Origin of the sequence: Arachidicoccus sp., assembly GCF_050436765.1 — a bacterium.
Lineage (GTDB): Bacteria > Bacteroidota > Bacteroidia > Chitinophagales > Chitinophagaceae > Arachidicoccus.
This window is the reverse complement of the sequence record NZ_JBNQGD010000324.1, coordinates 1-13,047: the sequence shown is the minus strand read 5'-3', so window position 1 is coordinate 13,047 and position 13,047 is coordinate 1. Positions and strand designations below refer to the sequence as shown.

At 37.6% G+C, this 13,047-nt stretch carries 11 protein-coding genes and 1 pseudogene; 6 read left to right on the top strand and 6 right to left on the bottom strand.

From position 1 onward, the window contains the following. Both ACQR30_RS14035 and ACQR30_RS14030 read left to right on the top strand, forming a co-directional pair. A pseudogene (locus tag ACQR30_RS14035) lies at positions 1-623 on the top strand (altronate dehydratase); the annotation flags it as partial. Positions 624-760: 137 nt separating this feature from the next. After that, positions 761-1,528 (top strand): 3-keto-disaccharide hydrolase, encoded by a 768-nt coding sequence (locus tag ACQR30_RS14030; protein ID WP_429736188.1) that lies wholly within the window; start codon positions 761-763, stop codon positions 1,526-1,528. Between the two features lie 3 nt (positions 1,529-1,531). On the opposite strand, the gene cmk is transcribed toward ACQR30_RS14030, so the two are convergent. The 3 genes from cmk to gcvP all read right to left on the bottom strand — a co-directional run bounded on the left by cmk (position 1,532) and on the right by gcvP (position 6,991). Further along, positions 1,532-2,221, bottom strand: a complete 690-nt coding sequence (gene cmk, locus ACQR30_RS14025) for a (d)CMP kinase (RefSeq protein WP_429736186.1) — start codon at positions 2,219-2,221, stop codon at positions 1,532-1,534. A gap of 286 nt (positions 2,222-2,507) precedes the next feature. Beyond that, on the bottom strand, positions 2,508-3,614 hold the full coding sequence (locus tag ACQR30_RS14020; RefSeq protein WP_429736184.1) for an acyltransferase family protein: 1,107 nt from the start codon (positions 3,612-3,614) through the stop codon (positions 2,508-2,510). 512 nt (positions 3,615-4,126) lie between these two features. Further along, the gene (gcvP, locus tag ACQR30_RS14015; RefSeq protein WP_429736182.1) at positions 4,127-6,991 is read right to left on the bottom strand and encodes an aminomethyl-transferring glycine dehydrogenase; all 2,865 of its coding nucleotides are present in this window, start codon (positions 6,989-6,991) and stop codon (positions 4,127-4,129) included. A gap of 181 nt (positions 6,992-7,172) precedes the next feature. On the opposite strand from gcvP, the gene ACQR30_RS14010 reads away from it, so the two are divergent. Both ACQR30_RS14010 and ACQR30_RS14005 read left to right on the top strand, forming a co-directional pair. Beyond that, positions 7,173-7,763: an outer membrane beta-barrel protein gene (locus ACQR30_RS14010; RefSeq protein WP_429736180.1), complete on the top strand. Its 591-nt coding sequence runs from the start codon at positions 7,173-7,175 to the stop codon at positions 7,761-7,763. Between the two features lie 59 nt (positions 7,764-7,822). Beyond that, the gene (locus ACQR30_RS14005; protein ID WP_429736178.1) at positions 7,823-8,446 is read left to right on the top strand and encodes a porin family protein; all 624 of its coding nucleotides are present in this window, start codon (positions 7,823-7,825) and stop codon (positions 8,444-8,446) included. Between the two features lie 71 nt (positions 8,447-8,517). Here ACQR30_RS14005 and ychF read toward each other — a convergent pair whose 3' ends face one another. Beyond that, a complete protein-coding gene (gene ychF, locus ACQR30_RS14000; protein ID WP_429736176.1) occupies positions 8,518-9,621 on the bottom strand; it encodes a redox-regulated ATPase YchF in 1,104 nt (367 codons plus the stop codon). Between the two features lie 115 nt (positions 9,622-9,736). Then, positions 9,737-10,555 (bottom strand): glycoside hydrolase family 16 protein, encoded by an 819-nt coding sequence (locus ACQR30_RS13995; protein WP_429736174.1) that lies wholly within the window; start codon positions 10,553-10,555, stop codon positions 9,737-9,739. A 101-nt stretch (positions 10,556-10,656) separates the two neighbouring features. Here ACQR30_RS13995 and ACQR30_RS13990 point away from each other — a divergent pair, with 101 nt between their 5' ends. Beyond that, positions 10,657-11,889, top strand: a complete 1,233-nt coding sequence (locus ACQR30_RS13990; RefSeq protein ID WP_429736172.1) for a nucleoside recognition domain-containing protein — start codon at positions 10,657-10,659, stop codon at positions 11,887-11,889. A 113-nt stretch (positions 11,890-12,002) separates the two neighbouring features. Continuing rightward, on the top strand, positions 12,003-12,494 hold the full coding sequence (locus tag ACQR30_RS13985) for a hypothetical protein (RefSeq protein ID WP_429736170.1): 492 nt from the start codon (positions 12,003-12,005) through the stop codon (positions 12,492-12,494). A 202-nt stretch (positions 12,495-12,696) separates the two neighbouring features. On the opposite strand, the gene ACQR30_RS13980 is transcribed toward ACQR30_RS13985, so the two are convergent. After that, positions 12,697-12,882, bottom strand: a complete 186-nt coding sequence (locus ACQR30_RS13980) for a hypothetical protein (protein ID WP_429736168.1) — start codon at positions 12,880-12,882, stop codon at positions 12,697-12,699. Between the last annotated feature and the right edge of the window lie 165 nt (positions 12,883-13,047).

Sequence of the window (13,047 nt, the reverse complement as noted above, 5' to 3'; positions counted from 1 at the left end):
AGATCTTGTTAGCCGAATTTCCAGAACTCTGTGGTGTAGAGCAGAACTTGATTGATCGGACAGTAAATAAAGAAGCTGCAGAAAAATTTATCAACCTAATGACCACTTATAACGATAGGGCTGAAAGCGTAGGCTCGGGGTTTTATATGAATCCTTCGCCCGGCAATATTAAAGATGGGCTGATAACCGACGCCATCAAAAGTGCTGGTGCCGCAAAAAAAGGCGGTACTTCGCCCGTTGAAGATGTTTTGGACTATACTGAGCCGGCCACAAAAAATGGGCTGAGCCTTGTGTGTACGCCAGGCAATGATGTAGAAGCTACCACGGGAAAAGCTGCTGCTGGAGCTACGTTGATTTTGTTTACAACAGGGCTGGGTACACCCACAGGTAATCCTGTTTGCCCGGTGATAAAAGTGGCTACTAATTCTGTAGTAGCCAATAAGATGAAAGATATTATAGATATTGATACGGGAGCTATTATTCGCGGCGAAAAAACGATTCATGAAATGGGTGAAGAAATTCTCGAGTACTGCATCAAGTTTGCAAGCGGAGAATTGGTGCCCAAAGCAGTGTTATTAAATCAAGATGATTTTATTCCTTGGAAACGAGGGGTTTCTTTATAGACAAAGGGTTTGGTTTACTTTCTAAAAGATGCTGATTCAATAGAAGAATTGGCATTTTTTTTAATTTCATTTCCCGCTATTTTTACTTATTTTCACGAAATACATAAGCATAAAAGAATATTTTTAAAAAATAAATTATGAATAAGAAGATTGCTCTGTCTTTTTGCGCCGTTTTATTTCTTGGGATTGCTTCAGCTCAGAAGCCGGAAGATACTGAGTTATATACGCCGGTTCCGGCAGTTGTTACACCCGGCAATACAATAGGACAACCACCCTCTGATGCCATTATTTTATTTGATGGGAAAGATCTGGATAAATGGGAAGATGCCGATAATCCAGATAAACCCGCAAATTGGATCGTGAAAAATGGAATTCTAATTGTCAATAAAAAGGCAGGAAATATCCAAACTAAACAAAAGTTCGGGGACTACCAATTACATATTGAATGGCGAGAACCAAAAGATATTCAAGGGCAAGGGCAGGAGAGAGGGAATAGTGGATTGTTTTTGGCCTCTACAGGACCCGGTGATGATGGTTATGAGATGCAGATCTTAGATAGCTACAACAATAAAACATATACCAATGGTCAGGCTGGTTCTATTTACAAGCAAAATGCGCCTTTGGTAAATCCTAACAGAAAACCTGGAGACTGGCAATCTTACGATGTTATTTGGACTGCTCCTTGTTTTCAGAAAGACGGCTCTTTGAAATCAGAAGCAAGGGTTACCGCTTTTTTCAATGGCGTATTGGTGCAAAATAATTTTACATTAGAAGGACCAACTTTGTATATAGGACATCCGTCTTATGCAAATGCGAGACAAAGTCTTTGTTCTATAAAACTACAGGCACATGGAGATAAGAGCAAGCCTATTAGCTTTAGAAATATTTGGATACGGCCACTGTGATTTTTAACGCGCAGGGACTTCCAAGACTTCATCGGCCCATTGTTTTGCAATGGCCAATTGTTCTTCCATGGTTAAATTGGAATTGTCTAACACCCTTGCATCATCAGCTTTTCGAAGCGGATTTAATTTTCGGGTAGTGTCTATTAAATCTCTTTTTTCTAAATTCTCTTTTACTTCCTCTAAGGTGAGTTCAGGATTTTTTACGACCAATTCATCATATCTTCTTTTTGTGCGCACATCTACACTTGCCGTCATAAAAATCTTTAATTCGGCATTCGGAAATACATTGGTTCCCACATCTCGACCATCCATAATAATCCCCTTCTCGACGCCCATTTTTTGTTGTGCTGCTACGGCAAAAGTCCGCACTTTCTCTAAAGCCGCGACTTCACTTACGCTGTTACTGATGGACATAGAGCGAATGGCTTGTTCTATATTTTCGCCGTTCAGATAGATATCGCTCTTGCCGGCTTCATTATTAAAAACAAATTTTAAATTGATTTTTTCAATCGCTGAAGCGATTGCCGCGTCATTGGCTAAATCAATATTGTTTTCTACAAAATATAAAGTGATAGCCCTATACATAGCGCCACTATCTATAAATACATAACCTAATTCTTTGGCTAATTGCTTTGCCATTGTGCTTTTTCCGCAGGAGGAAAATCCGTCGATAGCAATGATGATTTTTTTCATGCTGCAAATCTATTTAAAGATACGCTGCAAATTTTTATTTTTTTGATATCTTAATAATCACACTGTTTTTAAAATTCCCATTATTCGCTTTAAAATTGAGTTTAAACTCCTGTGTTTGACTGTCGGGCGCTTATCCAATTTCCTGCATAATTAAATATTGTTCTTCCTTAGCCCATAATATCTATTGTTTCCAGATCTTCGATTTTTTTTACTCCAGCTGACAAATCATATCTTTTTGTGGAGGTAAAAAAGTTTTCACAGGAAAATGCAGTTCTCAATAAGGAATTTAGAGGGAACGATTCTCGCTTGTTTTATAAGAAGCGAGTTTTTCCTTTCGTTTATTGGAAAAATATTTTCTTATCGGGGCATCCAAAAGTATTTCAACGGCATAAGCAAATAAAATAACCAGTACAACCCCTACAGCCGTTATGCACCAGGACTGAGATATGCTCCATTTATTTTTTTCGTGATAATAGCCAAAATACCAAACTAATGAATAGTGCGTCATGTAAAGTGGATATGAGATATCGCCTAGAAATTTGCACACTTTTTGGGCGATATTATTTTGTGCCACGTTTGTGCCCAAAATTATTAAAGCGGGGTAAATCAAAATAGCGATTAAACATTCTATAAGCCAATTCCATTTGCTTATAAAAGGTGCAAAAAAAGTAGCCATTAATAAAATAGTCAATAGTATAAAACCTATTTGCTTCTTTGATTTCCATCGCAAACGATAGAGTAACAATCCCATCGAAAATGAAAAACCAATGCGAGCAAATCCATCCCAAAAATTATTACCGCTCCAGCCGCCGGCAATATCTCCGGCATGATAGCCCGTCCACAACAATCCTAATGCTGCCACAAAAACGACTAAGGTCAGCCACTTTTTATTAATTCTTTTTAGAATGATCGCGTACGCAATATTGGCGATATATTCCCAAAATAGCGACCAGGCCGGGCAGTTCAACCCGAAATTATTATTGTACCGATTATCCATTCCCGAATATGGAATAAGAAAAGTGGTACACAAAAGAAGAAATATAAGTTTTCCAACGCCATAGGAATCCACGGCTTTGGAGGGCTCAAAAATAAAAAACAAAAAACCGAAAATAGAACCAATCACTACTAGGGGATGCAGGCGTATCAACCTGGAAATAAAAAATTGCTTGATGCCTAATTTTTGTATACGATCGTCGTAAGCGTATCCTATGACAAAGCCTGATAAACAGAAGAAAAAATCTACCGCCAAATAACCATGACCAATAGGGCTCAGGCTATCGCTTGGATATATAAATTCTGAAAAATGAAAAATTACAACACATATCGCAGCTATACCACGCAAGCCGTCTAATGCAAAAAAATGTTTCTTGGTTTGTAATAGGGAAGTCTGCATTCGAAGTAATTTTTTGGGACAAGATAGTATTTATAAAAGATTGTATTGTTATTGGTAAATTTTATAGAGAACTTTTGTGCCTTTAATTTTGGAGATTGCTATTTAGACCTAAAAACACGCTTTATTCATACTTATTTTAAATTGCAAAGTTTCTGAATGTCAATGTTTGGTTATTGCGTGTCTTTAGAAAATAAAAAATATTTAAAAAGTCAATTGATAAGATTCGCTTTTTTGTCTTAAGAAGATGTGTCCAGAAACTTGTCTAATTTTGAGAAGATAAAAGTTGAAATTATGCAAACAGTTACTATAGATATACTCAATATCAAAGCGGTAAGGTTATTACTGAACTTAGAAGTCTTGCAGCTTATCTGTGTAAGAGAAGATATGACACAGTTCGGATACTCAAATTGATTGGGCAGTAAAATACAAAGGAGCTATGTCCAAGCAACCTGTTAATGATATTGACAACCAGTTAAATGAATTACGCAACGAATGGGGTGTAAAATATTTATTTAATTTTCCAAATAACTTTCTAAAGGTTCACAAGTACAAATTAAATTTCTATCACCATAGGTATTGTTGATACGGGAAACTGATGGCCAGAATTTACTTTCCGCTACATAGCTTAATGGGAAAGCCGCTTGCTGTCTGCTGTAAGCGTGGTTCCACTCATTGGCACAGATAACCTGTTGTGTATGAGGTGCGTTTTTCAAAGCATTATCTGCTTTATCTACTTCACCCATTTCAATGGCTTTTATTTCTTTATAAATAGAAATCATCGCATCGCAGAATCTATCTAGCTCGGCTTTGTCTTCACTTTCTGTTGGTTCAATCATAATGGTTCCCGGAACAGGGAAGCTCATCGTAGGCGCATGAAAGCCATAATCCATCAGCCTTTTGGCTACATCTTCAGCTTCAATGCCTGCGCTTGTTTTGAACGGGCGAAGGTCAACGATGAATTCGTGCGCGCAAGTACCATTCTTTCCGGCATATAAAATCGGATAAAATGCTTCCAAACGTATCTTCATATAGTTGGCATTTAAGATGGCGTATTCTGTTGCCATACGCACACCGTCACCTCCCAACATTTTGATATAAGCATAGCTGATTAATAAAATAGACGCTGAACCAAAAGCCGCAGCACTTACTGCATTCTTCTTATCCAGTGTAAAATGCCCCGGTAGATAAGGTTGTAAATGTACTTTTACACAAATAGGACCCACGCCCGGACCACCGCCACCGTGTGGAATAGCGAAGGTTTTATGTAAGTTTAAATGACACACGTCGGCACCGATAAATCCAGGTGCTGTATGCCCCACCTGTGCGTTCATGTTGGCCCCATCCATATATACTTGTCCGCCGTTATCGTGGATGATCTGGCAAATGTCTTTGATACTCTCCTCAAATACACCATAGGTAGAAGGATAAGTAATCATTAACGCGCCTAAGGTATCTTTGTATTGCTCCGCTTTAGTTTTTAAGTCGACCACATCTACTTGGCCTTTTTCATCACTTTTTACAACGACTACTTTCATTCCCGCCATTACTGCCGATGCTGGGTTGGTGCCGTGTGCAGAGATAGGAATCAATACAATATTTCTATGTGGATTGCCAGTGGCAATATGATAATTCATTATCGTATTCAAACCGGCAAACTCGCCTTGTGCGCCACTATTGGGTTGTAAACTACAGGCATCAAAACCGGTAATGATCGATAGATAATCGCTTAACTCATCGATAATTATTTGATAACCTGCTGCTTGTTCTTTAGGTACAAAAGGATGAATGGCGCTAAATTCCGGCCAACTTACCGGAATCATTTCGGTAGCAGCATTTAGTTTCATGGTACAACTTCCCAAAGAAATCATACTGGTATTTAAAGCCAAATCTTTCTTTTCCAAACGCTTGATGTAGCGCATCATTTGTGTTTCGCTATGGTGCTTATTAAACACCGGATGTGTCAGGAAGGAAGAGGTTCTTTTTAAGTTTTCAGGAATAGCATGTAAAACGGGTCCTTCATTATCAAAAACGATACTTGCCTGATTGGCGCCTTTTGCTTGCGCAAAAACGTACACAATATCTAAGGCATCTTTTTGTGTAGTGGTTTCATCTATGGAAATACCCACCGTGCCATCGTCAAAATAATTAAAATTGATTTGTTGGGCTTCCGCAATTGGTTGTAAGACTTTTTTGTCTGCACGTATTTTGAGTGTGTCGAAATAATGTTTATTCAAATTATCATAACCTAATTCTTTCAATACTTCTGCCACTGTTTGTGCAATAAGTGCAACACGTATCGCAATTTCCTTTAGGCCTGTAGGTCCGTGAAAAACAGCATACATTGCCGCCATATTGGCCAATAAAGCTTGCGCAGTACAGATATTTGAAGTTGCTTTTTCACGTTTAATATGTTGTTCGCGCGTTTGCAAAGCCATACGCAGGGCATGATTGTCGTCTGCATCTCTGCTCACCCCGATAATTCGCCCCGGAATGCCGCGTTTAAATAAGTCTTTGGTAGCAAAGAAGCCGGCGTGTGGACCACCATAGCCCATCGGCACGCCAAAACGTTGTGCAGATCCGACGGCGACATCTGCACCCAATTCGCCGGGGGAAGTCAATAAAGTTAATGCCAATAGATCTGTTGCCAATACTACAAAACCGCCCACAGCATGAATCTCTTCTATAAAAGAACAATAGTCCTCTACAGAACCATTGCTGTTAGGATATTGAATAATTGCACCAAAATATTTCTCATCTATTGTAGCATTTTTAAAGTCACCCTCTTCCAGCGCAATATTGATGGGTGTCGCGCGGGTTGCAAGTACATCTTTCGTTTGTTGAAATATGGCTTTATCAACAAAGAATTTTGGCTTTGAATTGTCGCGTGCATTTACATGATGAAACAACATCGCCATAGCTTCGGCGGCCGAAGTGGCTTCATCTAAAAGTGAAGCATTGGCTAATTCCAATCCGGTTAGATCGGCAATAACAGTTTGGTAATTCAGCAGACTTTCCAAACGACCTTGAGAAATCTCTGCTTGGTAAGGAGTATATTGTGTATACCATCCCGGGTTCTCAAATACATTTCTTAAGATGACTGAAGGCGTGATGGTATTGTAATATCCTTGGCCGATGTATGTTTTAAAAACTTTATTTTTAGAGGCGGTTTGCCATATCTGCTGCAAATATTCTTGCTCGCTTATACTTGCCGGAAGTACTAATTCATTTTCAAAATGAATGTTTTCCGGAATAGTTTTATTAGTTAATTCTTGAATGGAAGCGATGCCGATGGCTGCAAGCATCTGTTCGGTTTCTTGTGCATTCGGGCCAATATGACGACGTTGAAATTCGGTGGATTGAGATAGGAATAAATTCATGAGGGCTCTTACTTAATAGTTATTAAAATTGGATGCGCAAAGATAATACTTTGTTTGGCTTTTAATAACGGTTGTTATTTGATTTCGCAAACGGTTGATAAAATGTGGACAGCGAAATGAGGAGATTCATCGTCATATTTTTTATTTTACTGAAAATAGTCGTCTTTTGTCAAAAGATATTATGAAAAAAATACTATTCGTAATAGGAATATTGACGACTAGTGTTAGTTTCTGCCAGACAACCGTCCGATTTGGTGTTTTGGCAGACGCCAACTACTCGGGTTCAGGAATGGGGACGATCGGATTAGATGCTGGTGGATTAATTGAAAGCTCTTTTAATAGACCGGATTCTAAATTGAGATTGCAATTAGAAGCGCGTTATTCGCAGATAAATAATCGTTATGAAGATCTTAGAATACGAACACAACAAATCGATATCCCTTTATTGGCGAAATATTTTATCTTCCCTTCTTTGAGTGTAAATGCCGGACCTGTCTTTAATTTTAACCTTTCAACGCAGGCAAATGGGTTAAAATTCTATAGCCGACCTATAGATAACTCCAATCATGTTCAAACTGACCTGGCTGCAGGCTTTACTTATTATCTGAAACATAGATTATTTATAGATTTTCGGTATAGCAATATCTTTGGAAGGTATGAGGGAAGCCTAAATAAATATGCACTTCAAAATGGATTTCAATATAAAATAAATACTATTCAAATTGGCGTGGGTATTCGTTTCGCACCTATTATCACTGATTTTATAGAATAATTTTTTACTTGCTTGTCTCTCTTTGCGCGAAAAAGCTTTTTTTTGCAAAAATTATTATTATGAAAAAAATCTTATTCGTCGCTGCCGTATTATTTTCTACTGCCGCTTACTCTCAATCAACTGTACGTTTTGGTATTAAAGCAGGAGGGAATGTTTCCTTTTCTAAAACTGATGTTCAGAATCTTTCTGTAAAAGGAAAATCTGATTTTGGTTTTTGGGGAGGTGGTTTAATGGAAGTTTCTCCCAATAACCCAAACAATAAATTTAAACTGCAACTGGAAGCATTGTATAGTAATATAAATAGTAAATATGATGGCCTATCCGATAGCCGTGCCAAGGATAAAATAAACTTGCAACAAATTAATGTTCCATTATTAGCTAAGTATTTTATCATTCCTTCTCTGAGTATTAATGCTGGCCCGACTTTCAATTTTAACATTGCAGGAAAAGAGAAAATCTCCGATACGACAGGTGCGTATGTATTCTCTCAGAATTTAAAAGGACAATTAAACACATTTCAGATAGGAGCTGCTGTAGGCGCAACATATTATATTTGCGAAGGTCTCTTTGTGGATGCACGTTACAACCCCTTATTTGGCCAGATTAATAAAAAAGAGAATGGAGATGGAGGTTCTAAAATTCGCATGAGTACCATTTCTTTAGGCATTGGTTACAAATTTTGATCAACTCAAATTTTCTCATAAAAAAAATCCGAAGCAGTCACTGCTTCGGATTTTTTTATAACCTGTAAGTCTTATACATTAAATAAGAAGTGCATGATGTCACCATCTTCTACGACATAGGTCTTTCCCTGCACTGCTAGTTTGCCATTCTCCCGGCAAGCTGCTTCTGACTTGTATTTTAAGAAATCGCTGTATTTAATCACTTCTGCACGAATAAATCCCTTTTCAAAATCGGAATGAATAACACCTGCTGCTTGTGGCGCGATAAAGCCTTTGGTAATGGTCCATGCGCGTACTTCTTGGACACCGGCAGTAAAATACGTTGCCAGATTTAATAATTTGTAGGTTGCCTGAATAAGTCTTGCTACGCCGCTTTCATGTAGTCCCATATCTTCCAAAAACATTTGACGGTCTTCAAAACTTTCCATTATAGCAATATCGCTTTCGATTGCTGCACTTATGAGAAGTACTTCCGCTTTTTCATCCTTGATGGCTTCTTGCAGAGCTGTTGTAAACTCATTTCCGTTGATAACAGATTTTTCATCTACATTACAAACATAAACCACTGGCTTGATGGTCAACAGGCAAAGTTCGTTGAGAAATTTTTCTTTTTCCTCGGACGATATTTCAAAAGCACGTGCATTTTTGCCGCCCTCCAAATGCTGTTTTAATTCTTTTAAAATTTCAACGCCACGTTGTGCGTCTTTATCCCCACCCGTTTTAGCTTGTTTCTCACTTTTAGTTATCTTTTTATCGATAGTATCTAAATCTTTTAACTGTAATTCTGTATCGATAATTTCTTTATCACGCACTGGGTTTACATTGCCATCAACGTGAATAACGTTGTCATCCGCAAAACAACGTATTACATGAATGATAGCATCCGTTGCACGAATATTTCCCAAAAATTGGTTTCCTAAACCTTCGCCTTTGCTGGCCCCTTTTACTAATCCTGCGATATCCACAATTTCAACAGTAGTGGGAACTACACGTTGTGGGTTAACCAATTTCTCCAATTCTACTAACCGCTGGTCGGGTACTGTAATAACACCTATGTTTGGCTCAATGGTACAAAATGGAAAATTGGCCGCCTGCGCCTTAGCGCTGCTTAATGCATTGAATAATGTTGATTTTCCCACATTTGGAAGTCCTACGATACCTGCCTGTAAAGCCATTTTTATCTATGATTTGTGAATAATGATATACGATTTTCTGGCTGCAAAAGTAGGTTAATTTAATGATTTGAAAATCTGATTATTTGGTTATAAATGCAAGCGGTTATTTCCCGGCTTATTTATACACTCTCACATAATCAATTAAAAAACTTTGAGGTAATACATTTTTACCTACCGGACCACCCCAGGAACCACCCAGTGCGAGGTTGAGTAATAAATAGAATTTTCTTCTAAATGGATTTACGCCTTTGAATTTTGCAGCCGAGGTTTTGAATATATGGTAGACACTATCATCTACTAGAAATTTTATACTATGTTTATTCCATTGTATCGCATAGTCGTGAAAAGCTTCCGATAAGTTGTTTATAGAAATTACTCCACCGCTTGATTTGTATCCGCTTTTGTTGTCTGCAGCGTAATGCGCTGTTCCATAAATATGTGTCGGCTCTTTTCCAATTAATTCCATGATATCTATTTCTCCGCAAAAGGGCCAGTTGCCTTTTTCGCCAAGCATCCATATCGCTGGCCATACGCCGATGCCCTTTGGTAATTTGGCGCGCACCACAATTTTGCCGTATCGCCACATATGCAGATGATGTGTAGTGATACTGGCAGAGGTGTAGTTTGCGGTTGGATTTTTCTTACGCCAGTCTGAACTACCTTTTATGTAAAACTTATTAGGATAGTCACCCTTAATGGCTTTTATTTCTAAACAACCCCCATGCACATAGGCATTTTCTTTTCTCGCTTGGGTATAATATTGGGATTCTTGATTGCGGATAAATCCATTCTCATAATTCCATATATTGCTGTCTGGTAAACCGGTGTAATTAAACTCTTCGTGCCAGACCATTCGTTGGTATTGCTTTTGAGCAAAAGAAGTTTTTAAAATAAATAGGGATAATACTAAAAAGAGTTTTCTGGTCAATGACATTGGAGACGTGATTTTTAATTGGTGCAGAAACATAAAAGTAACTAATAAAATTTTATATTTGGACCAACAATGACTCTTCATTCATTTCTCATCCTTATAAAATGGCATTAAACATTGTATGGATTGCATTTTTTGTAATTGCATTTATCATTGCAGTTATCAAGTGTGTCTTTTTGGGAGATACCGAAATATTTAAAACATTAACTGATGGGATTTTTGATAGTGCAACAACGTCAGTAACGCAGGTGGCTTTTCCTTTAGCTGGAACGATGATTTTCTTTTTGGGCATAATGAATATTGCCGAACAGGCCGGGGCTATCAGGCGTTTGGCTAAGACATTAAATCCATTTATGAAAAGATTATTTCCGGGAGTGCCGGAAAATCATCCGGCAATGGGGGAGATGGTGATGAATTTTTCTGCAAATATGCTGGGGTTGGACAATGCTGCTACCCCCTTTGGATTAAAGGCCATGGAGAGTTTGCAAGAATTAAATCCACAAAAGGACACTGCCAGTAACGCACAAATAATGTTTCTTGTCTTACATACCAGTGGGCTAACTTTAATCCCCTTGTCCATCATTGCTTATCGCCTGGCTGCTGGTTCTCATGAGGCTGCGAGCATTTTTATCCCTTGTGTTTTGGGAACGGTATTTACAACTGTAATGGCTATTTTAATTACCGGTATCAAACAAAGGTTGAAGTGGGATTTTGTATTAGTGGGTTGGCTTGTCGGCATCTTTGCCTTTATTGTTGCATTGTTATTAGGGGTAAATCAATTGAGTGTTGCCAATAAAGAGTTGTTTAGCAAAGTTACCGGAAGTCTTGTATTATTATTAGTGGTTGTATTAATTATTGTTGCAGGCGCCATTAAAAAAGTTTCCGTATTCGATGCTTTTATAGACGGTGCTAAAAATGGATGGACAGTTATTATCAAAATTATCCCTTATCTCGTTGCAATGCTGGTAGGAATCAGGGTTTTTAGAGATTGTGGTGCATTAGGCTATATTACCGATGGAATTGGTTATGCAATTCACGCAATGGGTCTGAATACTGATTTTGTTCCTTCTTTACCGGTAGCTATTATGAAGCCTTTCAGCGGTAGTGGTGCCAGAGGTTTGATGATTGATACGATGCAAACATATGGTGCAGACAGTTTCGTCGGCAAATTGTCTTGTACATTTAATGGATCAGCCGATACCACTTTTTATATTATCGCTTTATATTTTGGTAGCGTGGGTATTAAAAAAGTGCGTTATGCTGTCTGGGTGGGGTTAGCGGCTGACATTCTGGGTGTGATAGGTGCTATTGCTATAGGTTATATTTTTTTCCGGTAGGTATTAATCTTTTCTTAATAAAACCTATCCAATCTTAGAATTGTCTTTAATTTAAAAAAAGGCACGATTCATGTTAATCGTTTTATTACATTCACAACAAAATGACAATAATTATGAAAAAGATTTTATTCGCTGTAGCAGCCTTTATTGGCGTTGGTTTACTTTTTACAAATTGTACAAAAACCGTTCATGATAGCAGTGATGGTAGCGGCTCGCAAGCATTGACGGAACTATTTACAATAAAAGCAAGCGATTGGCAGGGAAGTAATGGCAATTATACATATGGTGTAAACTTATCATCTTTTGACCAAGATATTCATGATAATGGCGCTTATTGGGCTTATATTTCCTTTGACAATGGTGCTTCTTACGAATTACTGAGTACTAGTAATAATATCTATACTTTTTATGCAACTTTTGATAAAGATCCTAATTCGAGCGCTTATGGTGTAACTATACAAGCGATAGGCTCGTCTACAGATCCTGCACCTAATATGTCTATTTTGATTAAAGTTGTTTCTATTCCGTCTTCAATGGTGCAACAAACTGCCAATGTTGATTTTAAAGACTACAACCAAGTAAAGCGTGTATTTAATTTGAAATAGTTTTGTCTAATAAAATAAAAATCCGAAGCTAAAAACTTCGGATTTTTTCATGACAGAGGGGAATGTCACAATTTCATTTATAATTAAAATAGTCCATCAAAAGAATTTCCCTCCAAGTTCCTTGTGAAACGGGTAATATGGAATTTTGTTAACCCTCTCACTTTCTGACTTTCCGGCAAAACGCATAGATAGCAAAATGATATTATTTCATTTTTCTAATTTTGCTGAGTGCATACATTCCAATACCAAATACTAAAAATATAACTCCTGTAATTCTATTTGTTTCGCTTCCATTAGCGGTTACAAAGGACGCTATAAGCAATAGAATACTAATAATGATAAAGAACAATCCTATAACTACGCGTAAATCCAAACTATTGTTTTCCATAATATTTTTGTTTTAGAAGAAGATGATGTTGAAAATAATGGTTACAATTACTACCAAAGAACCGACGATAACCGGGTTTTTGTACCAAACAAAATGTCCCGTTTTTTGTCTTTCTTTAAGTATGTAAACCAATCCAACCAACTAATATAATACTCTGATTTTGTG